Source organism: Paenibacillus sp. FSL W8-0194 (assembly GCF_037969745.1).
GTDB classification, from domain to species: domain Bacteria; phylum Bacillota; class Bacilli; order Paenibacillales; family Paenibacillaceae; genus Paenibacillus_AQ; species Paenibacillus_AQ cookii.
In genome coordinates this window covers 3,737,858-3,763,805 of record NZ_CP150205.1, presented here as the reverse complement: position 1 = coordinate 3,763,805, position 25,948 = coordinate 3,737,858, and the positions used below count along the sequence as shown (strand labels likewise).

Below are 25,948 nucleotides of genomic sequence, written 5' to 3'. Positions count from 1 at the left end.
CCGCCCCCGCGGAGCGGGAAGCAAAGTCGGTTTTCTAAACGGGCACCAGACAGGTGCTGTCTTAAAGTGGAGGGTAAACATTTTGAAAGAGCCAATTTTTAAACGAGTTGTCTTGAAAGTCAGCGGGGAATCCCTCGCGGGCCAAAACGGATATGGTATCGATGCGGCGACGATCGCATCCATCGCTGAACAAGTGAAGGAAGTTGTGGAGCTGGGCGTTCAAGTCGCGATCGTTTGCGGCGGCGGGAACATTTGGCGCGGAATCGCCGGCAGTTCCAGCGGCATCGACCGTGCAACGGCGGACTACATGGGCATGCTGGCCACGGTGATGAACTCGCTGGCGCTGCAGGACGCCTTGGAACAGATCGACGTTCCGACGCGCGTGCAAACTTCGATCGCCATGCAGCAGATCGCCGAGCCGTACATTCGCCGCAGAGCGATCCGCCATCTGGAAAAAGGACGCGTCGTCATTTTTGCGGCGGGCACAGGCAACCCGTTCTTCTCGACGGATACGACAGCCGCGCTTCGTGCAGCTGAAATTGAAGCCGAGGTCATTCTGATGGCCAAAAACAAAGTGGACGGCGTCTATTCCGCTGATCCTTTCAAAGACAGCACGGCAGAGAAGTATGAGCAGCTGACGTATTTGGACGTACTGAACAAAAACTTGGGCGTGATGGATTCCACGGCATCTTCCCTCTGCATGGACAACAACATTCCGCTTATCGTATTTGCGATTACCGAGCAAGGAAACATTAAACGGGTCGTTCAAGGCGAAAAAATCGGAACGATCGTTAAAGGGAGTGTAGATTAATGCCTCAAACAGTAAAAAAACATGCGGAAGAACGCATGGAAAAGGCGATCTCCGCTTTGAAAAGAGATTTGGCAACGCTGCGCGCTGGACGCGCCGCTCCGGCCCTTCTGGACCGGGTACAGGTTGAATACTACGGGACGATGACTCCGCTGAACCAGCTGGCCAACATCAATACGCCGGATTCCCGGACGCTGTTGATCCAGCCGTGGGATAAATCCTCGCTGGCCGACATCGAAAGAGCCATCCTGAAATCCGATCTCGGGCTGACGCCTGCAAACGACGGGAACACGATTCGTTTGGTCATTCCTCCGCTGACGGAAGAACGCCGCATGGAACTGGTGAAAATGACCAAAAAATTCGGCGAAGAAGCGAAGGTGGCCATCCGCAATATCCGCCGCGATGCGAATGACGACATTAAAAAAATGGAAAAAACCGATATATCTGAAGATGAATCCCGCCGTCACCAGGATGACATCCAGAAAACGACGGATAAATTTATCGCGGAAGTCGACAAAGTGCTCGTAGCTAAAGAAAAAGAGATCATGGAAGTATAAGAGACTTTCGGCCCCTCCTTTTATGGTGGGGTTTATGTCTTTTTTTGCAGAAACCCGCATGGAGGAACTAGAATGATCAAACGAGTTCGATCGTGGTGGACACGGGAATCCAAAGTACAGTCGCCGGAACGATCAATAGACAATGTTCCTGAGCATGTCGCCATCATCATGGACGGTAACGGACGCTGGGCGAAACGCCAAGGGCTTCCGCGTATCATCGGGCATCAAAACGGGATGAAAGCCGTCAAACGGACGACGATTGCAGCGGATAAGCTGGGGATCAAATATTTGACGCTGTATGCCTTTTCGACGGAAAATTGGAAACGTCCGAAGGACGAGGTCGATTTTCTGATGCGCTTGCCGCAGGAATTCCTGGCCCTCGAGCTGGATGAATTGGTGGAAAAAAACGTGCAGGTCCGGATGATGGGCGACCGCGAAGGACTGCCGTCCTACACCATCAGCGCCATGGAAGAAGCCGTCCGCCGCACCGAAGGCAATGACGGGCTGGTGCTGAACTTCGCGCTCAATTACGGCAGCCGGAAGGAAATTACCGACTGCATGCGCGAATTGGCGCGGAAAATCGAAGCTGGTGCGCTGAACCCGGATGACATTACGCCGGAATTGGTGGATCGGCATTTGCTTTCCAGCGGGCTGCCCGATCCGGATTTAATCATCCGTACCAGCGGGGAGATGCGGATCAGCAACTTTATGCTCTGGCAAATGGCATATAGCGAAATGTGGTTCACCGATATCTATTGGCCTGATTTTAATGAACATTATTTATACGAAGCGGTTGCCGAGTATTCGCGCAGAACGCGGAGATACGGCGGCTTGACTTAAGCCATATGGAGGATGGATTATCGTTGAAACAACGACTGATTACCGGAATCATTGCTGGAGTTGTCTTTTTGGGATTATGCCTGATCGGGGGGCTGCCGTACCATCTGATCGTGCTGGCGATGGCCATGATCGGATATTATGAATTCGTGCGCATGACCAAGGTTTCTCCTTTTGGCGGTACGGCATGGCTGGGATATCTGGGCGTGCTTTTGTTCGTTTTTCCGTGGAAACCGCTTGGCATCGATTTTCCGCTGTCATGGGATCACTTCATTTGGCTGCTTTTGTTCCTGTTCATGCTGGTCACGGTCATAACGAAAAATAAAATCGCAATACAACAGGCGGCCATGCTGTTTCTGGGCGCGGTATACATCGGGGTCGGATTTTCCTATATCGCCGGCTCCCGGGGCGCGCCGGACGGGCATGGACTGTTTTGGACGTTCCTGCTGCTCGTTTCGATTTGGGCGAGCGATGCAGGAGCTTATTTCGTCGGGAAATGGATCGGCAAAAACAAGCTTTGGCCGGCCATCAGCCCGAACAAAACGATTGAAGGAGCTCTCGGCGGCGTCGTCATTTCCATGATCGCGGCTGCGGCGTTTTCCCTCTTTTCCGGGGGGATCCTGACGTTCGGACGCGCCGTGGCGATCGGACTGGCTTGCGCCGTGACGGGACAACTGGGCGATCTGATTCAATCCGCTTATAAGCGCGTATACGGCATCAAAGATTCCGGCAGTCTGCTGCCGGGGCACGGAGGCATTTTGGACCGCTGCGACAGCTGGATTATCGTCTTTCCGTTCGTACATATCGTGATGCTGATGCCTTATTAAAACGAGAGAAGGTTTCGATATGAAAAAAATTAGCGTGCTCGGCTCCACGGGCTCGATTGGAACGCAGACGCTGGATGTGGCGGCAAAGCATTCGGAGCATTTTCAAATCGAAGGTTTGGCTGCGGGAGGGAACATCGCCCTGCTGCTGGAGCAGGCGCGGCGATTCAAACCGCGGAAAGTTTCGGTGGCTACGCGTGAGCTTGCCGAACAAATCAAAGCCGAGGTTCCGGCCGGCACGGAAGTGTTTTACGGGGACCAAGGGCTGATCGAAATCGCCGCTGGGACCGATGCCGATATCGTGGTCACGGCCGTCATGGGGAGCCTGGGGCTCCCTTCGACGCTTGCGGCGATCGAAGCCGGAAAAACGATCGGGCTGGCCAATAAGGAAACGCTAGTGACGGCCGGCCATATCGTGACGGCGCGCGCACGGGAAAAAGGCGTGAAGCTGCTCCCGATCGACAGCGAGCATTCCGCCATTTTCCAATGCTTGAACGGGGAAAACCCCAAGGATTTGGCATCCATTACGCTGACGGCTTCCGGCGGTTCTTTCCGGGACCGGACGCGCGATGAGCTGAAACACGTGACGGTGGAGGATGCGCTTAAGCATCCGAATTGGTCGATGGGGGCCAAAATTACGATCGATTCCGCGACGATGGTCAACAAAGGGCTGGAAGTGATCGAGGCGCACTGGCTGTTTGGCTTGCCCTACGAGCAAATCAACGTGCTTCTGCATCCCGAAAGCATCATCCATTCCTTTGTGGAGTTTCGCGACACCAGCATCATTGCCCAGCTCGGCAATCCGGACATGAGGGTTCCGATCCAGTATGCCCTTACGTACCCGGAGCGGTGGGAATCGCCGTCGCGCCCGCTCTCGCTGGCCGAGGTCGGCAAACTTCAATTCCGCGAAATGGACTTCGAACGCTTCCCTTGTTTAAGACTGGCATATGAATGTGGTAAAATGGGTGGTACAGCCACAACCGCATTTAATGCCGCCAACGAGGTGGCGGTTGCGCGGTTTTTGCGCAAAGAGATTTCATTTTTGCAAATTGAGGATATCATCGAAAGAGTGCTTGATCGGCATCACAACATTCCAGAACCAGAGCTTGCGGAAATCGAAGCGTGCGACAAGCGTACCCGGGAGGCTGCAGCCAAGCTCTGACATTCGGGGAACGCGGGCATAAACCGCAAGAATCCACTCTTCTCCCTTATCTAAAAAATGGCTCAAAAGTGATTCTCTTGTGCGGGTCCGGAGAATAATGATAATCTATATAGACTGAATCGAGACGAGCCTTAGCAGCGAGGCTGCAGGGCAGAAAGGCCGGAACGGCCGGTTACGGACCATCATTCATTCTATGGGGGTCGGCATGGCTTGCCGATTCGCGGATTATGAAGCTTCGGTCTCAGACAATAAAGGGGGATGCGACGAATTGGAAATGGTGCAGGTAGTTTTTTTGACGGTGCTCATGTTTTTCGTCATTGTCACCGTGCACGAGTGGGGGCATTTTTATTTCGCCAAACGTGCAGGCATACTGGTTCGGGAGTTTGCGATCGGTTTCGGTCCGAAACTGTTTTCTTATAAACGGGGGGAAACCCAATTTACGCTTCGTTTGCTTCCGTTCGGCGGATATGCCCGGATGGCGGGCGAAGATCCGGAGCTCGTGGAGATCCACCCGGGACAAACGGTTGCCGTGCGGGTCAAGGACGGGGAAGTAAAAAAGATTTATCTGGATCAGCTGGATAACCGCAAAAACGTCATCCGCGGCGAAGTGGAGTTCATCGATTTGACCGACAGCCTGAAAATCCGCCTGAACGTGGATGGAGAAATCCAGCAATATCCGATCCATCCGCAGACGATGCTCGTCGCCAAGTCCCAGGAAACGCAAATTGCCCCAAGGGACCGGCAGTTCGCGAGCAAAACGGTCGGGCAGCGGGCGATGTCCATCTTTGCTGGCCCGCTGATGAACTTTATCCTAGCTTTTATCTTGTTCGGAGTCCATCTTCAAATGGCCGGCATTCCGGTCGAAAATCCGACGTACATCGTGATCGGGGACGTTTCGAAAGGAATGCCGGCGGATGAAGCCCATTTGAAAAAAGGCGACATCGTCGAAACGATCGACGGCGTCAGCATCGGCACGGATTATGAGAAAATGATCGATATGACGGCCAAGTCCGAAGGCAAGCCGATGAAGTGGACCATCCGCCGCGGCGACGAGGTGTTCAATGTGACGCTGACCCCTCGGGCGATGGAAGGGCAAGAGGGAGGAAAAATCGGTATCACCCCCGCACTCCCTACGCGCAAGGCCGGCATTGGAGAGACCTTTACCGGAGCAGGTTCCGCCATGGTTAATGGGACCAAAATCATTTTCCAGGGTTTCGGCAAGTTGATCAAACAGTTCAATATGAACGATATCAGCGGACCGGTAGGGACCTTTGAGATAACGGGCCAGATTGCCAAGCAAGGAATCGCCCAGCTCACGCAATGGGCTGCGATATTGAGTTTGTATCTGGGCATTTTCAACCTGCTGCCGATTCCGGCCATGGACGGAAGCCGTCTCGTGTTTCTTGGCGTGGAAGCCGTCCGCGGGAAGCCGATCGATCCGAGCCGGGAAGGCATGGTGCATTTCGTCGGATTTGCGATGCTGTTCCTGTTAATGATTGTTGTAACTTATAATGACATCTTGCGTTTAATCAACGGATAATTGACGATACATTGGGAGGAAGTCCATTTTTATGTCAAACGATAAACAATTTGTGACCGAGATAACGCCGCAGGGGGAAGACTTCTCGCGCTGGTACATCGACGTGATTAAAAAAGCGGATCTTATGGATTACTCGCCTGTGCGCGGATGCATCGTGTTCCGCCCGGACGGTTACGAAATTTGGGAGCATATCCAACAAGAGATGGACCGGCGTTTCAAAGAAACGGGCCACCGCAACGCCTATTTCCCGCTGTTCATTCCGGAGAGCTTTTTCCAAAAAGAAAAAGAGCATGTCGAGGGCTTTAATCCGGAGCTGCCTTGGGTAACCGAAGCCGGCGGCGACAAGCTCGAGGAGCGGCTGGCGATCCGCCCGACCTCCGAAACGATGTTTGGCCACATGTATTCGAAATGGATTCAATCCTATCGCGACCTGCCCGTGCTGATCAACCAGTGGGCCAACGTGGTCAGATGGGAAAAACGCACGCTGCCTTTCTTGCGCACGAGCGAGTTTCTGTGGCAGGAAGGCCACACCGCCCATGAGACGGAAGAGGAAGCCCGCGAGGAAACGATGAAAATGCTCGAAGTATACCGCAGCTTCGTGGAGGAATTTTTGGCGATTCCGGTCATCACCGGCCAAAAAACGCCGTCCGAGAAATTTGCGGGCGCGGTCGATACGTTCTCCATCGAAGCGATGATGAAGGACGGACGCGCCGTGCAGGCGGGAACGTCGCATTATCTTGGAACGAACTTTGCGGTTGCTTTCGATATTCAATATTTGAGCCGCGAAAACAAACAGGAATACGTGCATACCACTTCTTGGGGGACGAGCACGCGCCTGATCGGTTCGATGATCATGGTGCACGGGGATGACCGGGGACTTGCGCTGCCGCCGAAAGTGGCTCCGACCCAAGTCATCATGATTCCGATCGGCCCGCCGAAAACGTGGGACGCCGTCGTGGGACGCACGGACGAGCTGTTCGCCGAGTTGAAGAAAGCCGGCATTCGCGTGCGCGTCGATGACCGGAACGACGTTCGCCCGGGCTGGAAATTCAACGAGTATGAAATGCGCGGGGTGCCGGTGCGGCTCGAGATCGGTCCGCGCGACATGGAAAACGGCGTCTGCGTGCTTGTGTCGCGGATTAGCGGCGAGAAAAAAGTGGTTCAGCAGGCCAACCTCGTGGAAGAGGTTCAAGCGATGCTGGATCAGGTGCAGCGCGAAATGTTCGAACGCGCCAAGCAGTTCATGGCCGACCATTTTTATTCCGTGAACACGCTGGATGAAATGAAGGCGAGCATGGAAGAAAAACGCGGGTTTACGCTGGCCGGCTGGTGCGGATCGGAAGCATGCGAAAGCAAGGTGAAGGAAGAAACCGGCGCGACAAGCCGGAACATTCCGTTTAACCCTTCCGAAGAAAAGCATACGTGCCTCGTTTGCGGACAACCGGCCAAACATACGGTCGTTTTTGCCAGAGCTTATTAAGCCGGCATCATGTGCTTTGCCGCCCAAGCCGGCGGCGGAGCGGTTGTTTCAGGAATAGACGTTGAGGAGCTTCTGCCCAGAAATAGGTCCGGTGTTTGCGAACCCGGTTGATATGACTGGATTCAGAAGCTTTTCATTTTTAGCAGTGGAGCAAGGGGGAAGAGAGCATTGGACAAGACTGGCGAAAAAAGAAAACGGTTCGAGCTTCTGATGAAGCAGGGCGAAATCCCCCCCGGATTGGTCGACCCTTATTTTTTGGACGGTTATATCGAGCAGGTCGAAACGAGCCGAAGCAATAAGGAATGGATCATATCGATCGTCAAGGAAACGCTTGTGCCTGCGGAGGTATACCGTAACTTTTGCCTGAAGCTTAGGGAAAAAATGCAGCATATCGCCAAAATCACGTTTATCTTTAAATACGGTCCTGCAGTTGGTCACGGGGAAATCGTCGATACGTATTGGAATCTGTTCTTGGAATGGGTTCACAGGGAAATTCCGTCGGTCAACGGATGGATGGCGAGAGCCGGGCATGAGCTGGACGGGGACATGCTCCTCGTAACGATGTCGGATTCCACTTCGCTTGAACTGGCGCGCAAAAAACAGATCGACCAGGCCATCATCCGTTTTTATCAGCAATATTTTGCGCTCCCGCTCAGGGTAAAGGTTCAGGTCGGGGAAACGAACCGGGAGGCGTACGAAGAATTCGAGCAGAAAAAGCGGGCCGAGGAGCTTGAAGTCATCCAAAAGATGATCACGAGCATGGAAGCCGAAGCGCGCGAGATCGAAGATGACGGAGAAGAAGTCCGCCTGCAGGTCGGTTACGACATTAAGGAGCAGCCTGTGCCGATCCAGGAGATTCAGGACGAGGAGAAAAAGATTACGATCCAGGGAACCATCTTCGGCCTGGACAGCAAGGAGCTCCGCAACGGCAGCACGCTGTTTATGTTCAACCTGACGGACTTTACCGATTCGCTGCAGATGAAGATGTTTGCGAAAACCAAAGAGGATTTGAAGGTTTTGAGCCTGCTCTCCAACGGCAAATGGGTGAGAGCGCGCGGACGGGTGGAATACGACCGGTTCATGCAGGTGCCTGAGCTGGTGATGATCCCTTCCGATTTGGTCGAGGTCCAAGCACCTCCCGCACGGAAGGATACCGCTTCCGAGAAACGCGTAGAATTTCACCTGCATTCGACCATGAGCACGATGGATGCGGTGACGCCCGTCGACCAATATATCAAAACGGCGGCCAAATGGGGGCATAAGGCGATCGCGATTACCGACCACGGGGGAGTGCAAAGCTTTCCGGACGCGGCCAAGGCGGCGAAAAAGAACGGCATCAAAATGATTTACGGCGTCGAAGCCAACGTGGTCAACGATTCCGTTCCCGTCGTCATGCAACCGAAACCGATCGAGCTGAAGTCCGCGACGTACGTCGTATTCGATATCGAGACCACCGGCTTGTCGATCACGAACAGCAAGATTACCGAGCTTGCCGCGGTCAAAATGCATGAAGGCAAGGAAATCGGCCGGTACGCCACGTTCGTCAACCCGCACGAAAAAATTCCGTACCATATCCAGCAGCTCACGAACATTACGGATGAAATGGTTAAAGATGCGCCCGACCTGGAGCCCGTCCTGAAGGAATTCGTCGAATTCGTCGGCGACGCGGTCCTGGTTGCGCATAATGCCCGATTTGACGTGGGTTTCATCCAGGCTTCGTTAAAAGAATACGGCATGCCGCTGCTGGACAATCCGGCGCTCGATACGCTGGAGCTTGCCCGCTTGCTGCATCCGGGAATGAAAAACCACCGGTTGAATACGCTGGCGGATAAATACAAGGTGCTCCTCGAAAGCCATCACCGGGCGATTGACGATACGGTGGCGTTGGCCGGCATTTTGAACGGATTGTTGGCCGATGCGGAAAAAATCAAAGGGCTGACGATGCTCGACCGGCTGAACGATTATGTCGGCAAGGATCTGTCCAATACCCGTCCGTTCCACTGCGGCATTTATGCGCTGAACCCGATCGGCAAAAAAAATCTGTTTAAGCTGATTTCGTTGTCGCATACCGAATATTTCATGCGGGTTCCATGCATACCGAAATCCAAGCTTGTCGAGCTTCGGGAAGGGCTGCTTGTCATCTCCGGCTGCGAAAAAGGCGAATTTTTCGAAACGGTGCTGAACAAGACGGTCGAAGAAGCGATGGAAGTGGCCGAATTTTACGACGTACTGGAAATTCAGCCGCTGACGATGTATATGCACCTTGTCGACAAAGGGCTGGTCGGAAGCCCGGCCGAGCTGAAAGCGGCGCTGAAGACGATCTGCGATATCGGCGAAAAGATGAACAAACCCGTCATCGCCACCGGCAACGTGCATTACCTCGAGCCGCGGGACAAGCTGTACCGCGACATTACGATCCACGGCATCACGGGGTTCAGCCCGCTGAAGGATATCCGCAAGCCGGACGCGCACCTGCGCACGACGGATGAAATGCTGGAAGAATTCGAGTTTCTGGGCAAAGACAAGGCCTTTGAGGTCGTCGTAAAAAACACCAATGAATTGGCCGACCGGTTCGAAGAAATCGAGCTGTTCCCGGACAAGCTTTTTACGCCGATCATCGAAGGCGCGGACGAGGAGATCCGGAATACCTGCTACGAAACGGCCCGGTCGATTTACGGGGACGACCTGCCGGAAGTCGTCGTGGCCCGGCTGGAGAAAGAGCTCGAGCCGATCATCAAATACGGCTTTTCCGCTAACTATCTGATTTCCGAACGGCTCGTAAAAAAATCGAACCGGGACGGATATCTGGTCGGCTCGCGGGGTTCCGTCGGTTCCTCCGTCGTCGCCACGTTCCTCGGCATTTCGGAGGTAAATCCGCTCCCTGCACATTATATTTGCCGGAACGAAGCCTGCAAATACAGCGAATGGTTCCTGGACGGCAGCGTGCCGAGCGGCTTCGACCTTCCGGACAAGGAATGCCCGAAATGCGGGCAGATGCTGAAGGGCGAAGGGCAGGACATTCCGTTCGAAACCTTCCTTGGCTTCAAAGGCGACAAGGTTCCCGATATCGACTTGAACTTTTCGGGCGAATACCAGCCGCATGCGCATAACTACACGAAGGAAATTTTCGGCGAAAAATGCGTGTTCCGGGCGGGAACGATCGGTACCGTCGCGGAGAAAACGGCGTTCGGCTACGCGAAAAAATACGAGGAAGACCATCATAAAAGCTGGCGCGGCGCCGAGCTGAGCCGCCTTGCATCCGGCTGTACCGGCGTGAAGCGCAGCACCGGCCAGCACCCCGGCGGGATTGTCGTCGTTCCGGATTACATGGAAGTGGAAGATATTACTCCGGTCCAATATCCGGCGGACGATACGAGCGCGGAATGGAAAACGACCCATTTCGATTACCACGCTTTTGACGCGAACCTGCTGAAGCTCGATATTCTGGGGCACGACGATCCGACCATGATGCGGATGCTGCAGGATTTGACGGGGGTCGATCCGACCACCATCCCGATGAATGATCCGAAGGTCATGAGCATGTTCAACTCGACCGAGGCGCTTGGGGTCACGCCGGAACAGATCCGGACCCCGGTTGCCACGTACGGCGTGCCGGAAATGGGAACGAAGTTCGTCCGCCAGATGCTGATCGAATCGAAGCCTTCGTCCTTTGCGGACTTGCTGCAAATTTCGGGCCTGTCCCACGGGACGGGTGTATGGCTCGGAAACGCCCAGGAGCTGATCAAAAACGGCACCTGCAACATCAAAACGGTGATCGGCTGCCGCGACGATATCATGCTCTACTTGATCTACAAAGCCGGCATGGACGCCAGCCTCGCCTTTAAAATTACGGAAAGCGTCCGTAAGGGCAAGGGCTTGACGCCGGAATGGATCGAGGAAATGAAGCGATGCAAAGTGCCGCAATGGTACATCGATTCATGCCTCAAAATCCAGTACATGTTCCCGAAGGCACACGCGGCCGCATATGTTATTTCAGCGGTCCGGACCGCGTATTTCAAACTGTATTATCCGATCGAATATTACGCTACGTATTTTTCGGTCCGTGCCGAGGATTTCGACATCGAGCTTTGCTGCCAAGGTTACGAGGCGATTTACCGCCAAATCGAAGAAATCGAGCAAAAAGGCTTCCAGGCTACGACCAAAGAGAAAAGCATGCTTCCGGTGCTTGAAATGGCGCTCGAAATGACCGCGCGCGGATTCACCTTCAAGAACCTGGATCTGTATCGCTCGGAAGCCACGCGGTTTATCGTGGACGGAGATTCCTTGATCCCGCCGTTTTCGGCGATGCAGGGGATCGGGGAAAACGCGGCGCGAAACATCGCCGCCGCCCGCGAGCAGGGCGAGTTTCTGTCGATCGAAGACTTCCAGCAGAAGTCGAAGGCAAGTAAATCCATTATCGAGCTGCTGACCCAGATGGGCTGCTTCCGCGGCCTGCCGGAAAGCAACCAGCTCTCGTTGTTCTAAAGCCCCAAACCGATATATCCGTTTTTTTATCCGCCCTTGACAACTTGACTTAGGACGCGCACCCCTTGCTGCGACTGGAAGCAGTCAAGGAGCGATACTTGTCAGTGTTGCCAGACTATGTTATAATTTTTTTGGCAATCATGGAGATAAAACCGTTGTTTAAAGAGTGGGGCGACCCACTCTTTACTCTTTGGTATATAGGATATTGAAAGTCTTGGAGGTAATAATCTTTGAGCACACCGAAGATCAAGGGAATTGTAGAAGAAATGGTCCAGCCTTACCTGGATGAGCATAACTTTGAGCTTGTCGACGTGGAATACGTGAAGGAAGGCAGCAATTACTTCCTGCGCGTCTATGTCGACAAGGAAGGCGGCATTGACATCGATGACTGCGGCATGATCAGCGAATACCTGAGCCAGAAGCTGGATGAGAACGATCCGATTCCCACCGCGTATTTTCTGGAGGTATCCTCCCCTGGCGCCGAGCGTCCGCTGAAAAAAAGCGAAGACGTGGCTAAAGCCGTCGGCAAAGATGTTTTTGTGACCGTGTACGAGGCGGTTGACGGCCAGAAGGAATTCGAAGGCCGGCTTCTTTCGTTCGAGAACGACGAGCTTGTCATCTCCGCGGGAAAGAAGCAGCACACCATCCCGTACGCAAAAGTTGCCAGCGCCAGACTGGCCATTATTTTTTAAAGTCCAGGAATGGACACCGCTTACTCGAAACGCGGATTCCTGGGTTTTACGTCGCGAAACGCAAACTTCACCTGTCATAGACGGCGAAGCCGTTTACGCTTGGGTGCATGTCATGAAAGGGGGAACTGATTTCCAATGAGTATGGATTTTATCGAAGCAATGAATGAACTGGAAAGAGAAAAGGGAATCAGCAAGGATATTCTGTTTGAAGCGATTGAAGCCGCGCTGATCTCCAGCTACAAACGCAATTTTAACACCGCGCAGAACGTGCGCGTGGATATGAACCGCAATTCGGGTGTCATCAAGGTGTATGCCCGCAAGCTGGTCGTGGAAGAGGTGCTGGATCCGCGCACCGAAATTTCCCTGCCGGCGGCTAGGGAGATCAACCCGCATTTCCAAATCGACGATATCGCGGAGATCGAGGTTACGCCTCGCGATTTCGGCCGCATCGCCGCGCAAACGGCGAAGCAGGTCGTCACTCAGCGCATCCGCGAAGCGGAGCGCGGCTTGATTTACAACGCGTTTGTGGATAAAGAAGAGGATATCGTGACCGGTACGGTGCAGCGCCAGGATCTCCGCAACTTCTATGTAGATCTGGGCAAAATCGAAGCGGTGCTTCCGCTCAGCGAGTTGATGCCGAACGAAAAGTTTAAGCACGGCGACCGGATCAAGGCATACATCACCAAGGTGGAAAACACGACGAAGGGACCGCAAATCATGTTGTCCCGTACGCATCCGGGTCTCCTCAAGCGCTTGTTCGAGCTCGAAGTGCCCGAAATTTTCGACGGCGTGGTCGAAATCCGCTCCGTGGCCCGGGAAGCCGGCTTCCGTTCCAAGATCGCGGTCTACTCCCGCAACCCGGAAGTCGATCCGGTCGGCTCCTGCGTCGGGCCAAAAGGCCTCCGCGTGCAGACCATTGTCAATGAGCTGCGCGGGGAGAAAATCGACATCGTTCGCTACTCCGAACAGGTTGAGGAATATGTGGCTAACGCGCTTAGCCCATCGAAGGTTCTGGAAGTGATCGTGTTCGAGGAAGAGAAGATGGCACGCGTCATCGTGCCTGACTACCAGCTTTCCCTGGCGATCGGCATCAAGGGCCAAAATGCCCGTTTGGCCGCCAAGCTGACAGGCTGGAAAATCGACATCAAGAGCGAAAGTCAGGCGGAACAGGAATTCGGCAGACCGAAAACTTCTTCGGTCGAAATGCATCAGGATTCCGTCTCCGTCGATTGACCGCAGAACGACATTGACGGGGGGGGGCTGCGCCATGATCAAGCAAAGAAAAGTGCCGCTGCGCAAATGCGTGGCGTGCCAGGAAATGATGCCGAAAAAAGAACTGATCCGCATTGTGAAGACTCCCGACGACGAGGTGCTGATCGACCTGACCGGCAAGAAGTCGGGGCGAGGGGCCTACCTTTGCGGTAAAGTTTCCTGCTTCAAGCTGGCACAAAAAAACAAGTCGCTGGACCGTGCCCTGAAGCACCACGTCAAGCCGGAAATATACGAGCAGCTTGCCGAAGATTTCATTTCGGTGGAGGACGAGTTTCTGGCGGTCAAGGAAAGCACGGCCGATGAATAAATTTTTCTCCCGACTCGGTCTTGCCATGCGTGCGGGGAAGATGCTGACAGGCGACGAGATTGTGCTGAAAGCGATACGTTCTTCGGAAGCAAAGCTAGTTATCCTTGCGGGAGACGCCTCAGCAAATACACAGAAAAAGTTCCGCGACAAATGCGGAACGTACAACATCCCTCTGGTGATCGGATTTGACCGCGAAAGTTTGGGCGCAAGCATCGGGAAACCCGAAAGAGTTGTGCTCGCAATTACGGATCAAGGATTCGCAGAAATGATCTCCAAAAGCTTGGAGATAATGTCGGAGGTGGAGTATATTGAGTAAACAAGACAGTAAAGACAAACTGCGTGTATACGAATATGCAAAATCATTAAATATGAGCAGCAAAGAAATTATTACCATTTTAAAGCGGCTGAACATTCCCGTTAACAACCATATGAGCGTGATGGAGAATGATTCGGTCGCAAAAGTGGAACAATTTTTTCGAGATATCAAATCGAATGCCGCTGCGAAAAGAGAAAGCGGGGAAACTCTTACGACAGTTAATACTTCTTCCATAAAAAACGACAATCGGGCAGAGAAAAATCAGGGGGGCCGGCCGGCAGGCCAGGGCCAATCCCAAAAACAACAGGAAAAGCAGGTAAGTATGAATAATAAATCAAATCAAACCACTCAAAACGGTTCCCAGCGAACCCAAGGCGGGCAGGACTCCCGTCAAGGCCACTCGAACCAGGGAGGCCAGAATAACGGCAGAACGCAAGGACAACATAACGGAGGCGGACGCAGCCAGGGTACAGGCAACCGCAGTCAAGGTTCTTCCCAAGGCGGACGCAATCAAAGCGCAGGCCAAGGAGGCAACCGGAGCCAAGGCGGCGGCCAGCAATCCGGCGGCCAACGCCAGAACCAGAACCAAAACCAAAACCGTCCGCAGCAAACGAACCCGCGCCCAACCCAAGAGCGTGGAACTACGGATGACAACTTCTCGAGAAACGACAACCGCGGAGGAGGAGCCCGTACTCCAAATCGCGGCAAAGGCGGCGGAAACAAACGGTTTGAAGACGGAAAATCCGGCTTTAACCGGGGCAACAACCGCGGCGGGAAAAACAACAAGGGAAGATATCAGCAGAACCAGCCTCCTCGCGAGAAAATCGACAACACGCCGAAAAAAATCATCGTGCGCGGCACGATGACGGTAGGCGAAACGGCCAAACTGCTTCATAAGGACGCATCGGAAGTCATCAAGAAGCTGATGCTTATGGGCGTCATGGCTGCCATCAACCAAGAACTCGATATTGAGACGATCCAGCTTCTTGCCGGCGAATTCGGCGTAGAGGTCGAGGTCAAAATCGTCGTCGAAGACGACCGCTTCGAGACGCTGGAGGAAAATGACGATCCTGCGGATCTGAGAACCCGTCCGCCGGTCGTGACGATCATGGGTCACGTCGACCACGGCAAAACGACCTTGCTCGACGCCATCCGTTCCACGAACGTTACCGGCGGCGAAGCAGGCGGCATCACGCAGCATATCGGTGCCTACCAGGTGGAGATCAACAACAAAAAGATCACGTTCCTGGATACCCCGGGCCACGAAGCCTTTACGGCCATGCGGGCACGCGGCGCCCAAATCACGGACATCACGATTATCGTGGTGGCAGCCGACGACGGCGTCATGCCGCAAACCGTCGAAGCCATCAACCACGCCAAAGCGGCCGAACTGCCGATTATCGTAGCCGTGAACAAAATCGACAAACCGTCGGCAAACCCGGACAAAGTGAAGCAAGAGCTGACCGAATACGGTCTTGTGCCGGAAGAATGGGGCGGAGACACGATTTTCGTCAACGTTTCGGCGAAGCAAAAAATCGGCCTGGAAGATCTTCTCGAAATGATCCTGCTGGTAGCCGAGGTCAACGAATATAAAGCAAATCCGGACAAACGCGCGCGCGGTGCCGTCATCGAGGCCGAGCTGGATAAAGGCCGCGGTCCCGTAGCCCGCATTTTGGTTCAGCACGGCACGCTGAAGATCGGGGACGCTTTTGTAGCGGGCAACTGCTTCGGACGCGTTCGGGCGATGGTAAACGACAAAGGCCGCCGTCTGAAGGAAGCCGGTCCATCCACGCCGGTCGAAATTACCGGCCTGACCGAAGTTCCGCAAGCCGGCGATCCGTTCATGGTCTTCGAGGACGAGCGGAAAGCACGCTCCATCGCCGAAAAACGCGCGATCACCCAGCGCCAGTCGGATCTCGGCAGCAATGTGCGCGTGACGCTCGACGATTTGTTCCAGCACATTAAAGACGGCGAAATCAAAGACCTGAACGTCATCATCAAGGGCGACGTGCAGGGTTCGGTCGAGGCTCTGAAAGGCTCCTTGGCGAAAATCGAAGTGGAAGGCGTACGCGTGAAAATCATTCACAGCGGTGTGGGCGCCATTACCGAATCGGACATTATTCTGGCGGCCGCCTCGAACGCGATCGTGATCGGCTTCAACGTTCGTCCGGATCCTCAAGCGGGCGCAACGGCAGAGCAGGAGAAGGTCGACATTCGTCTGCACCGCGTCATCTACAACGTCATCGAAGAAATCGAGCAAGCCATGAAGGGCATGCTTGATCCGGAATATAAAGAAGTGGTCGTCGGTCATGCCGAGGTCCGCAACCTGTTTAAAATCAGCAAAGTCGGCACGATCGCCGGCTGCATGGTTACCCAGGGCAAAATCGTCCGCAACGCGGAAGTGCGCCTGATCCGTGAAGGCATCGTCGTTCACGAAGGCAAGATCGATACGCTCAAGCGCTTCAAGGACGATGCCAAGGAAGTAAATCAGGGGTATGAATGCGGAATTACCCTTCAGGGCTATAATGACCTTAAAGAAGGAGACGTTATCGAAGCATTCGTCATGGAGGCTGTCGAGCGCAAGTAGGTAAAGAGGTGAACAGCTATGGCCAAAATACGTGTAGGACGGGTTGGAGAACAGATCAAAAAGGAACTGAGCCAGCTCATCCAAAGTGAATTGAAGGACCCCCGCATCGGTTTCCTGACCGTGACCGGCGTGGACGTAACCAATGATTTATCCCAAGCGAAGGTTTACCTCAGCGTGCTGGGAGACGAAGAACAGAAAGAAAACTCGCTGAAAGCTCTGGAGAAAGCCAACGGTTTTCTCCGCTCCGAGCTCGGCAAGCGGATTCGCCTTCGTCACATTCCCGAGCTTATTTTCAAGTTCGATGAATCCATTGCTTACGGCAGCCATATCGAAAAGCTGCTGGGAGAGATCAGCAAAAACGATTCGAACTAATACAGTTTAAAGGAGAAGGCTATGCAGACCTATGAACAGTCGCTTGAGCAGGCGAAGCAGTTTCTGCTGGAGCATGATGATTATTTAGTAGTGTCGCATATTCAGCCAGATGGAGATGCAGTCAGTTCCACCGTAGCCGTGGGCTGGCTTCTCTCATGTCTGGGCAAAAAATTCACTCTGATCAATGAGGGCCCGATCCCGGAGCGGATGCGTTTCTTGCTGCTGGCAGACCAAATCGTGAACATGGAGGAGCAGCCGCTTGACCGTACCTTCAAGCATGTCGTTTGCGTGGACTGCGCTGATTTTGCCAGGGTGGGACAGACGGCCCGATATTTTGAAGAAGATGCTTTGATCCTGAATATTGACCACCATCCGACCAACAACGGTTACGGGAGCGCGGCTCTCGTGAAACCGGATGCCGCCGCGACTGCCGAGATATTGCATGACCTCATCGACGTTTTCGGATTCAAGTGGACAACCGATATCGCATCCGCCATCTATACCGGACTTTTGACGGATACGGGCGGTTTTCGTTACTCCAATACGTCGCCGCGGGTGATGAGCATTGCTTCGGAACTGCTCGGCTACGGCGTGAACGGGCCCGAATTATGCGAAACCTTGTTGGAATCGATGACGCTGCCGCAAATGAAAGTGCTTGTGAAGGCGCTCAGCACGATGGAGATGACGCCCGACGGGAAAATTTGCTGGGTTTACGTCACTCCGGAGCATATGAAGGAAGCGGGAGCGGCAAACGAAGATTTGGAAGGGATCGTCAACTATCCCCGGAACATCCAGGGGGTCGAAGTCGGCATTTTATTTAAAGTGATCCATGACCAGGCCGTAAAAGTCAGTCTTCGTTCGGCAGGAAAAGTCGACGTTGCCGCGCTGGCCCAAAGCTTCGGGGGCGGAGGCCATGTTCGCGCCGCAGGCTGCAGGCTTGAAGCTTCCCTGGACAGCTCCATTGAACAGGTAATAGAACGGGTGAAATCATTGTTATGAATCTTGAAGGCATATTGGCCGTTCACAAGCCGGCAGGGATGACTTCCCATGATGTCGTAGCGAAGACGCGGCGCATTTTGAAGATGAAGCGGATCGGCCATACCGGCACGCTCGATCCGGAAGTGACGGGCGTACTCCCGCTCTGCCTTGGCAGGGCGACGAGAGTCGTCGAATACATGCAGGAGCTTCCGAAGGAATACGAAGCGACGTTAAGGCTTGGACTGGCCACCGACACCGAAGACCTGACCGGCAACGTGACGGAAAAGGTCGACCGGGTCACGGTCACGCCGGAGGAGGCAGAGAACGTGCTGCGGTCGTTTCGGGGCACCATCTCCCAAGTTCCGCCGATGTATTCCGCCGTTAAAGTGGACGGCAAAAGGCTTTATGAACTGGCGCGCGAAGGCAAAACGGTGGAGCGCAAAAGCCGGGAAGTGACCATTTACGAAATTGAAATGAAAGGCCATGAATGGCAGGGGCCGTATCTCGATATTTCCTTCAGGGCGCTTTGCTCCAAAGGAACGTATATCCGTACGCTTTGCGTGGATATCGGCAAGGCGCTTGGTTTGCCTGCGACGATGGTTCGGCTGACGAGAACGATGTCCGCGGGAATTCCCGCCTCGGCATGCTTGACGCTGGAAGAGGTGGAGCGCCTGATGCAGGAGGGAAGGCTGCAGGAACATCTGATTCAGATCGACCATGCCGTCAGACATTTGCCGGCGCACACCGTAGCGGACGAGAAGGCTGCCGCGGCGCTGCAGGGCCAGAGGCTCTCCGGCAGGGCCGTTTCCCCGGAAGTGCAGACTTCCGGCTGTATTCGTCTTTACGACAGCGCAGGCGTTTTTCTCGGGATCTTTGAAAAGCAGGAAGAATCAGGCGCCATTGCCCCGGTAAAGGTGTTTTTGCCGGAGGCATAAGCGGCTGTAACGGATATTTCTAATCGAATTGCAGGTGAGAAGTGCTGTGAAGACTATACATTTAACCTATCCCTTGTCCGCCGGCATCCTTCGGGAGCATGCGGGTCCGCAAATCGTGGCGATCGGACAGTTCGACGGCGTGCACCAGGGGCATGCAAGCGTGATCGGTTCCGCCGTCCGGCTGGCACGGCAGGAGGGCGTTCCGAGCGCGGTCATGACCTTTCATCCCCATCCGAAGGACGTCATGAAAAAAGGCAACTACGAGGGCAGCTTGACGCCGCTGCCGGAAAAGCAGGAACTGCTCGCAGGGCTGGGCGTGGATGTCTTGTACGTCGTGGAGTTCAGCGAAGCCTTCTCCAAGCTGAGCCCGCAGGAATTCGCCGAGGGCATGCTGTTGTCGCTCGGGGTGCGGACGGCGATCGTCGGCTTCGATTTCCGGTTCGGCCACAAAGGCGCGGGGGACGCGGAAATGCTGCGCGAGCTCGGGCAAGGAAAAATGAGCGTCGAGATCATTCCGCCTTTCGAGCAAGGAGGCGGGAAGGTGAGCAGCTCGGAGATCCGCAAAGCGCTGCACGGCGGAGATCTGGAACAAGCGAACCGGCTGCTCGGGAGGCCGTACCGGCTGCGGGGCGTCGTCATCGACGGGGACAAGCGGGGCCGGACGATCGGATTTCCGACGGCCAATTTGCGCCTGCTCGACCAATACGTCGTGCCGGCCAAAGGCGTGTACGCGGTCCGTTCATTCGTTGAAGGCGAGTGGATCCCCGGCGTGATGAATTTGGGAGTCAAACCGACGTTCCAAGAGAACGTTGCCGCGCCAAGCTTTGAGGTTCATCTCCTGGATTTTGACCGGGACATCTACGGCGAGCAGATGGTCGTAGATCTGGTGTCCTATATCCGGCCGGAACGGAAATTCCCTTCCATCCAGGAGCTGATCGCTCAAATCCGGTCCGACGCCGAAACGGCCGGAAAGATTTTGAGCCTGTCCAAATAATCGGACATGGAGAACATTTACTTTTGCCGCCCATGTATGTTATACTGATAAACGTCGCTGGGAACAGCGGCAATAACCTTGGCTTGGTTACACGATCTCACCGACGGTAACGAGGCTAACGGCGATTATTTACTTAAGGAGGTGAACAGGATGGCATTGACTCAAGAACGCAAACAACAACTGATCGAAGAGCACAAAACTCATGAATCCGATACAGGATCCCCAGAGGTGCAAATTGCTATCCTTACGGAGAACATTACGAACCTGACTGATCACTTGCGCACGCACAAGAAAGATCATCATTCCCGCCGCGGACTGCTGAAAATGGTCGGTCAACGCCGTAAGCTGTTGGCATACTTGAAAAACAAAGATGTTAAACGTTACAGCGCGCTGATTGAAAAACTCGGATTGCGTCGTTAATATCCGTATGGTCTACTTAAAGCAGCCTGGTTGTTCACCGTTGTCCTTTTCGGAGTGACAGCGGAGCAACCGGGTTGCTTTTTATGCAGGCCTTATATGAATTAACCCAAACCTGGGAATAATGTGTATTGAAAAGGAGGGATTTCATGGAAAGTCGTGTCGAAATGCAGTTGGGCGGAAGACCCCTCGTTTTGGAAACCGGTCGACTCGCCAAGCAGGCCAACGCCGCAGTGATGGTCCGTTATGGGGAAACCGCCGTGCTTTGTACTGTGACTGCTTCCAGTGAACCTAAAGATTTGGATTTTTTTCCGCTGACCGTAAACTATGAGGAAAGATTGTATGCCGTCGGCAAAATTCCGGGAGGTTTCATCAAACGCGAAGGGCGTCCGAGCGAAAAGGCGATTCTTGCCAGCCGTCTTACGGACCGTCCGATCCGTCCGCTGTTCCCTGAAGGATTCCGTAATGATGTACAAGTCCTTAATCTCGTCATGAGCGTCGATCAGGACTGCTCTCCGGAAATCGCCGCGATGATCGGTACCTCGGCCGCGCTGAGCATTTCCGACGTGCCGTTTAACGGACCGATCGGCGGAGTTATCGTTGGCCGCGTGGACGGGGAGTTCATTATCAACCCGACGATCGCCCAGCAGGAAATCAGCGACATTTACGTGGTCGTGTCAGGGACCAAAGACGCCATTATGATGGTGGAAGCCGAAGCCAACGAAGTGCCTGAAGAAGTCATGCTCGAAGCGATCATGTTCGGTCATGAGGAAATCAAAAAAATCGTCGAGGTCATCGAGGAACTGGTGGCCAAAGCCGGCAAGCCGAAGATGGAAGTCAAGCTGCACACGGTGGACGCCGAAGTCAACAAGCAGGTCCGCGAATATGCGGCAGCCCGTTTGGTCGAAGCCGTTCGCATTGCCGAAAAGCATGCCCGCCAAGATGCGATTGACGCCATTAACGATGAAACGGTGGCTTACTTTGAACAGCAATACATAGAGACGCCTGAGCTTTTGAGCGACGTCAAAGAAGTGTTGCACGATATCGTCAAGGAAGAAGTCAGACGCCTGATCACGCATGATAAGGTTCGTCCTGACGGCCGCAAGCTGGATGAAATCCGTCCGATTGAATGCGATACGGGCATTTTGCCTCGCACGCACGGAACGGGCCTGTTTACACGGGGCCAAACGCAGGCGCTTAGCGTATGTACGCTTGGTGCGCTCGGCGACGTGCAAATCCTGGACGGCATCGACCTGCAGGAATCGAAACGCTTTATGCACCATTACAACTTCCCGCCGTTCAGCGTAGGCGAAGCCCGTCCGCTCCGCGCTCCGGGACGCCGCGAAATCGGCCATGGCGCGCTTGGCGAAAGAGCGCTGTCGAAGGTCATTCCTTCCGAAACCGAGTTTCCGTACACGATCCGTCTTGTGTCCGAGGTGCTGGAATCCAACGGCTCCACTTCCCAGGCAAGCATTTGCGCAAGCACGCTGGCCATGATGGACGCGGGAGTGCCGATTAAAGCGCCGGTTGCCGGGGTGGCCATGGGTCTGATTAAAGACGGGGAACATGTCTCCATTTTGACCGATATCCAGGGCATGGAAGACCATCTGGGCGATATGGACTTCAAAGTGGCCGGAACCGCGGAAGGCGTTACCGCCATCCAAATGGACATTAAAATCGACGGCATCGACCGCCAGATTTTGCAGGACGCTTTGAAGCAAGCAAGAGAAGGCCGGATGTTCATCCTGAGCAAAATGATGGAAGCGATCCAGAAGCCAAGGGAAACGCTGTCCCCATATGCGCCTAAAATTATCGTCATGAACATCAATCCGGACAAAATCCGCGACGTCATCGGCGCAGGCGGCAAAATCATCAACAAAATCATCGAAGAAACCGGCGTGAAAATCGATATCGAACAGGATGGCCGCGTCTTCATCGCTTCGTCGAACGAAGAAATGAACCAAAAAGCGCGTTCCATCATCGAAGGCATCGTCCGCGAGGTACAGGTCGGCGAAATTTACGTCGGCACCGTCAAACGGATCGAGAAATTCGGGGCATTCGTGGAAATTTTGCCGAACAAGGAAGGTCTCGTTCACATTTCCCAATTGTCCACCGAACGCGTCGCGAAGGTTGAAGACGTCGTGGCGATCGGGGATTCGATTACCGTGAAAGTGACGGAGATCGACCAGCAGGGCCGGATTAACCTGTCCCGCAAGGCAGTTTTGACTGCGGAATCCAAACCGCAAAAAGCTTAACAATCTAAAAGAGACCGGGAAGGTCTTGCGAAAGAGGCAGAACGTAACCACTTCTGGCTCTTTTTTTTTTCGGGGATGGAAGGGCCCGGGTCTTCTTTTCCTCCATTCATAATCGGCTGGACTTGCTCATATGATGGGACAAAGCGGGTAAGGGAGATGAGCGGGGGTATGAATGGAAGAAAGGGCGCGGTATTGATGGCTTGTTTTGCCGTCGTCGTAGGGGTCGCGCAGACCGGCGTCGTCGGCGATTATATCAGGGAAGCCAGGCATCAGGCGGCGGAGGTTCGTGCGACGGGGGTCCCGGCGGTAGATCAGGCGCAGGATCCGCTCTACAAGGAGCTTCTGGAAAAGCGGGAGCAGACGAGGATCCAGCCCGTCGACGCGGTTGTGGACCGTGTATGGAAGGCGATTCCCGGTTATAATGGATTAGAAATCGATGTGGATGCAACCTATAAGCAGGCAAAAGCGGCGGGGACGTCCAAGCCGTTTACATACGTGTATCGCCAAATCCCTCCGAAGGTCAGCCTGGACGATTTGGGGGCGGAGCCGATTTACCGGGGAAATCCGAACAAGCCGATGGTCGCGCTGATGATCAATGTGGCTTGGGGGAATGAATTTATCGTGCCGATGCTGGATATTTTAGACGAGGAGAAGGTAAAGGCTACCTTCTTTTTTGATGGAAGCTGGCTGAAAAAAAATCCCGAGCTGGCCAAGGAAATCCAAAAACGCGGACACGAGCTTGAAAACCATGCGTACACCCATCCGAACATGAGCCAGTTGAGCGAATACCGGGCCACGATGGAGATCAGCAAAACGCAAAAGCTCCTGAAGGAAACCCTGGGCGTCGACAATAAATGGTTTGCCCCGCCGTCGGGGGATTTTAATCAGCAAACGGTGCGTATCGCCGCAGGCCTCGGCCTGAAAACCGTCCTATGGACGCTCGATACGGTCGACTGGAGGAATCCTTCCCCGGAATCGGTCGTAAGCAAAATATCGAAGAAAGCGGAGGCAGGTTCCCTTATTTTGATGCATCCGACGTCTTCGTCGTCCAAGGCGCTTCGGGGTATGATCCGGGGCATCAAAGCCAAGGGGCTGATCCCGGGAACGGTGAGCCAGACGCTTTCGCCCGAACGCATTGTTCCGCAAAGCGGTTGAGCGGGGCGTCGTTTTTTGGTAGGATAGGGGATGCGTTGAAGGCAGTGATTGATATTATTTTAGGAGGGCCTAGCCGCGTGAAAAAAATAAAGCTTACCAACGGCCTCAGAGTAGTCATGGAGAAAATCCCGACCTGTCGGTCGGTTTCTTTTGGGATCTGGGTAAAAACGGGTTCGCGTCATGAAACACCCGATAATAACGGCGTATCGCATTTTATCGAGCATATGCTCTTTAAAGGGACGGAGCGTTTCGACGCCAAAGACATAGCGGAGCAATTCGATGCCATCGGCGGCAACGTTAACGCGTTTACGTCGAAGGAGTATACATGTTATTACGCCAAAGTGCTGGATGAGCATTTGCCGATCGCCGTGGACGTCCTTTCGGACATGTTTTTCCGGTCCGTTTTGGATGAAGGCGAACTGGCCAAGGAGAAAAACGTCATTCTTGAGGAAATTTCGATGTACGAAGACACGCCGGATGATCTGGTGCATGATTTGATGGCAAAAGCCGTTTACGGGGAACATCCGCTGGCTTACCCGATTCTGGGCACGAAGCAGCAGCTTGACCCGATGGGACCGGCGGAGCTGCGGGCGTACATGGAGGAGCATTACACGGTCGAAAATACGGTCATCAGCGTGGCCGGCAACATCAATGACGGCGTCGTGGAGCTGCTGGAGCGCCATTTCGGCCATTTCGGGAACAAACGCCGGGTGAAGGAAATTGCGTCGCCGGGGTTCCACAGCGATGTTCTGTTCCATAAAAAGAAAACCGAGCAGAACCACATCTGCCTGTCGCTGCCGGGATGTTCGATCCATGACCCGCTGCAGTACGCGATGATTTTGCTGAACAATACGATCGGCGGGGGCATGAGCTCGAGGCTGTTCCAGGAAATCCGCGAAAAGCGGGGGCTTGCTTATTCCGTTTATTCGTACCACAGCTCCAATGAGGACAGCGGCTTGTTTACGGTATATGCGGGCACCGCGCCGAAACAGACCAAGGACGTGCTTGATCTGACCAAAGAGGTGCTTGCGGACGTTGCGCAAAACGGCATTACGGAAGACGAGCTCCGGAAAGGCAAGGAACAGCTGAAGGGCAGCCTGATTTTGAGCCTGGAGGGAACGGGCAGCCGGATGAACCGTCTCGGCAAAAACGAATTGATGCTCGGCAAGCACTATTCCCTGGACGAAATGATTGATAAAATAGAGCATGTCGGCATGAAGGATATCGACGACGTGCTGGACAGAATGTTCGGCGTGCCTTTTGCGCTGGCCATGGTCGGAGCATCGGACAAAGCTATCGCTGGATTAAGAAGGGATGATTTGGTTGCATTACGTTCAAATTCATAAGCTTCCGGGACATGACGACGTGAAACTTCCGGAAAAAATGTCCTCGGGCGCTTCAGGTTACGACCTGCATGCCGCCGTCGAGGAACCTGTCGTGCTCCATCCGGGGGAGCGCAAGCTGATTCCGACAGGATTTGCCTTAGCGATGCCGGAAGGGCTGGAAGCCCAAATCCGTCCGCGCAGCGGACTCGCCTTGAAACACGGCATCACTTGCCTGAATACGCCGGGAACGATCGACGCGGATTACCGCGGGGAAGTGAAGGTGCTGCTCATTAACTTGGGACAGGAGCCTTTTGAAATCGCCCGGAACGAACGGATCGCCCAAATGGTATTCCAGGAGGTTCCGCCGATCCGTCTCGAACAAGTGGAACGTTTGTCCGAGACCGTTCGCGGTGCCGGAGGATTCGGCCACACGGGCAAATAACAAACCAAGATCCGCCGCATGTTCGCCGAAAGCGAAGTGACGGCGGATTTTTTTGCGTTCAATCCCGTTTTTCGGGTCCCTCCGAAAACCGCTGACCAAAAGGCCAAAGCACTGCAACCGCCCCGGGTTTCGGGGTTATTTCCTCCGCGTTCTCACCGAATGATAGGCTGCGGCATAAGATGTTCCATAACAGTGTTTTTTGAAAGGA

The 25,948-nt window shown here is 54.1% G+C and carries 22 protein-coding genes; all 22 read left to right on the top strand.

Annotated features, from left to right (window positions below; all coding sequences use genetic code 11):
• Positions 1-82 precede the first annotated feature (82 nt).
• The 22 genes from pyrH (at position 83) to dut (ending at position 25,740) form a co-directional block, all read left to right on the top strand.
• On the top strand, positions 83-811 hold the full coding sequence (pyrH, locus tag MKY58_RS16960) for a UMP kinase (RefSeq protein ID WP_036706960.1): 729 nt from the start codon (positions 83-85) through the stop codon (positions 809-811).
• Positions 811-1,365, top strand: a complete 555-nt coding sequence (frr, locus tag MKY58_RS16955) for a ribosome recycling factor (RefSeq protein ID WP_036706962.1) — start codon at positions 811-813, stop codon at positions 1,363-1,365. The genes pyrH and frr overlap by 1 nt, the downstream gene beginning before the upstream one ends.
• Positions 1,366-1,437: 72 nt before the next feature.
• Positions 1,438-2,205, top strand: coding sequence for an isoprenyl transferase (locus MKY58_RS16950; RefSeq protein ID WP_339321306.1), 768 nt, complete (start codon positions 1,438-1,440; stop codon positions 2,203-2,205).
• Positions 2,206-2,228: 23 nt separating this feature from the next.
• The gene (locus MKY58_RS16945) at positions 2,229-3,029 is read left to right on the top strand and encodes a phosphatidate cytidylyltransferase (protein ID WP_339321305.1); all 801 of its coding nucleotides are present in this window, start codon (positions 2,229-2,231) and stop codon (positions 3,027-3,029) included.
• A 19-nt stretch (positions 3,030-3,048) separates the two neighbouring features.
• Entirely contained in the window at positions 3,049-4,188 is a 1,140-nt protein-coding gene (locus MKY58_RS16940; RefSeq protein ID WP_339321304.1) for a 1-deoxy-D-xylulose-5-phosphate reductoisomerase, read from the top strand.
• Between the two features lie 268 nt (positions 4,189-4,456).
• Positions 4,457-5,728, top strand: a complete 1,272-nt coding sequence (gene rseP / locus MKY58_RS16935; protein ID WP_339325186.1) for an RIP metalloprotease RseP — start codon at positions 4,457-4,459, stop codon at positions 5,726-5,728.
• A gap of 31 nt (positions 5,729-5,759) precedes the next feature.
• Positions 5,760-7,208 (top strand): proline--tRNA ligase, encoded by a 1,449-nt coding sequence (gene proS / locus MKY58_RS16930; RefSeq protein ID WP_339321303.1) that lies wholly within the window; start codon positions 5,760-5,762, stop codon positions 7,206-7,208.
• Positions 7,209-7,376: 168 nt separating this feature from the next.
• Positions 7,377-11,693 carry a PolC-type DNA polymerase III gene (locus tag MKY58_RS16925; protein ID WP_339321302.1) on the top strand — a complete coding sequence of 1,439 codons (4,317 nt, stop codon included), beginning with the start codon at positions 7,377-7,379 and terminating at the stop codon, positions 11,691-11,693.
• Between the two features lie 230 nt (positions 11,694-11,923).
• Positions 11,924-12,385: a ribosome maturation factor RimP gene (gene rimP, locus MKY58_RS16920; protein WP_036706972.1), complete on the top strand. Its 462-nt coding sequence runs from the start codon at positions 11,924-11,926 to the stop codon at positions 12,383-12,385.
• A gap of 135 nt (positions 12,386-12,520) precedes the next feature.
• A complete protein-coding gene (gene nusA, locus MKY58_RS16915; protein WP_036706975.1) occupies positions 12,521-13,618 on the top strand; it encodes a transcription termination factor NusA in 1,098 nt (365 codons plus the stop codon).
• A gap of 37 nt (positions 13,619-13,655) precedes the next feature.
• Positions 13,656-13,964 carry a YlxR family protein gene (locus MKY58_RS16910; protein ID WP_036707201.1) on the top strand — a complete coding sequence of 103 codons (309 nt, stop codon included), beginning with the start codon at positions 13,656-13,658 and terminating at the stop codon, positions 13,962-13,964.
• Positions 13,957-14,280 (top strand): YlxQ family RNA-binding protein, encoded by a 324-nt coding sequence (locus tag MKY58_RS16905; protein ID WP_036706976.1) that lies wholly within the window; start codon positions 13,957-13,959, stop codon positions 14,278-14,280. The genes MKY58_RS16910 and MKY58_RS16905 overlap by 8 nt, the downstream gene beginning before the upstream one ends.
• A complete protein-coding gene (gene infB, locus MKY58_RS16900; RefSeq protein WP_339321301.1) occupies positions 14,273-16,867 on the top strand; it encodes a translation initiation factor IF-2 in 2,595 nt (864 codons plus the stop codon). Before MKY58_RS16905 ends, infB begins: the two co-directional genes overlap by 8 nt.
• Positions 16,868-16,885: 18 nt before the next feature.
• The gene (rbfA, locus tag MKY58_RS16895) at positions 16,886-17,239 is read left to right on the top strand and encodes a 30S ribosome-binding factor RbfA (RefSeq protein ID WP_036706978.1); all 354 of its coding nucleotides are present in this window, start codon (positions 16,886-16,888) and stop codon (positions 17,237-17,239) included.
• A 21-nt stretch (positions 17,240-17,260) separates the two neighbouring features.
• Positions 17,261-18,238, top strand: coding sequence for a bifunctional oligoribonuclease/PAP phosphatase NrnA (locus MKY58_RS16890; protein ID WP_339321300.1), 978 nt, complete (start codon positions 17,261-17,263; stop codon positions 18,236-18,238).
• Positions 18,235-19,152, top strand: coding sequence for a tRNA pseudouridine(55) synthase TruB (gene truB, locus MKY58_RS16885; RefSeq protein ID WP_339321299.1), 918 nt, complete (start codon positions 18,235-18,237; stop codon positions 19,150-19,152). Before MKY58_RS16890 ends, truB begins: the two co-directional genes overlap by 4 nt.
• Positions 19,153-19,198: 46 nt before the next feature.
• Entirely contained in the window at positions 19,199-20,146 is a 948-nt protein-coding gene (locus tag MKY58_RS16880; RefSeq protein ID WP_339321298.1) for a bifunctional riboflavin kinase/FAD synthetase, read from the top strand.
• A 150-nt stretch (positions 20,147-20,296) separates the two neighbouring features.
• Positions 20,297-20,566: a 30S ribosomal protein S15 gene (gene rpsO / locus MKY58_RS16875; protein ID WP_036706983.1), complete on the top strand. Its 270-nt coding sequence runs from the start codon at positions 20,297-20,299 to the stop codon at positions 20,564-20,566.
• Between the two features lie 146 nt (positions 20,567-20,712).
• On the top strand, positions 20,713-22,818 hold the full coding sequence (pnp, locus tag MKY58_RS16870) for a polyribonucleotide nucleotidyltransferase (RefSeq protein ID WP_212948960.1): 2,106 nt from the start codon (positions 20,713-20,715) through the stop codon (positions 22,816-22,818).
• A gap of 168 nt (positions 22,819-22,986) precedes the next feature.
• Complete coding sequence (locus MKY58_RS16865; RefSeq protein WP_339321297.1) at positions 22,987-23,973, top strand: polysaccharide deacetylase family protein; 987 nt, start codon at positions 22,987-22,989, stop codon at positions 23,971-23,973.
• A gap of 77 nt (positions 23,974-24,050) precedes the next feature.
• Positions 24,051-25,319 carry a pitrilysin family protein gene (locus tag MKY58_RS16860; protein WP_339321296.1) on the top strand — a complete coding sequence of 423 codons (1,269 nt, stop codon included), beginning with the start codon at positions 24,051-24,053 and terminating at the stop codon, positions 25,317-25,319.
• Positions 25,297-25,740 (top strand): dUTP diphosphatase, encoded by a 444-nt coding sequence (dut, locus tag MKY58_RS16855; protein ID WP_339321295.1) that lies wholly within the window; start codon positions 25,297-25,299, stop codon positions 25,738-25,740. The genes MKY58_RS16860 and dut overlap by 23 nt, the downstream gene beginning before the upstream one ends.
• Positions 25,741-25,948: the final 208 nt, after the last annotated feature.

What these genes read in the sequence shown, in the direction of transcription:
- frr (WP_036706962.1), top strand. Translation starts at nt 811, where the DNA reads ATGCCTCAAACAGTAAAAAAACATGCGGAAGAACGCATGGAAAAGGCG.
- MKY58_RS16950 (WP_339321306.1), top strand. Translation starts at nt 1,438, where the DNA reads ATGATCAAACGAGTTCGATCGTGGTGGACACGGGAATCCAAAGTACAG.
- MKY58_RS16940 (WP_339321304.1), top strand. Translation starts at nt 3,049, where the DNA reads ATGAAAAAAATTAGCGTGCTCGGCTCCACGGGCTCGATTGGAACGCAG.
- proS (WP_339321303.1), top strand. Translation starts at nt 5,760, where the DNA reads ATGTCAAACGATAAACAATTTGTGACCGAGATAACGCCGCAGGGGGAA.
- nusA (WP_036706975.1), top strand. Translation starts at nt 12,521, where the DNA reads ATGAGTATGGATTTTATCGAAGCAATGAATGAACTGGAAAGAGAAAAG.
- MKY58_RS16905 (WP_036706976.1), top strand. Translation starts at nt 13,957, where the DNA reads ATGAATAAATTTTTCTCCCGACTCGGTCTTGCCATGCGTGCGGGGAAG.
- rbfA (WP_036706978.1), top strand. Translation starts at nt 16,886, where the DNA reads ATGGCCAAAATACGTGTAGGACGGGTTGGAGAACAGATCAAAAAGGAA.
- MKY58_RS16890 (WP_339321300.1), top strand. Translation starts at nt 17,261, where the DNA reads ATGCAGACCTATGAACAGTCGCTTGAGCAGGCGAAGCAGTTTCTGCTG.
- truB (WP_339321299.1), top strand. Translation starts at nt 18,235, where the DNA reads ATGAATCTTGAAGGCATATTGGCCGTTCACAAGCCGGCAGGGATGACT.
- rpsO (WP_036706983.1), top strand. Translation starts at nt 20,297, where the DNA reads ATGGCATTGACTCAAGAACGCAAACAACAACTGATCGAAGAGCACAAA.
- pnp (WP_212948960.1), top strand. Translation starts at nt 20,713, where the DNA reads ATGGAAAGTCGTGTCGAAATGCAGTTGGGCGGAAGACCCCTCGTTTTG.
- MKY58_RS16865 (WP_339321297.1), top strand. Translation starts at nt 22,987, where the DNA reads ATGAATGGAAGAAAGGGCGCGGTATTGATGGCTTGTTTTGCCGTCGTC.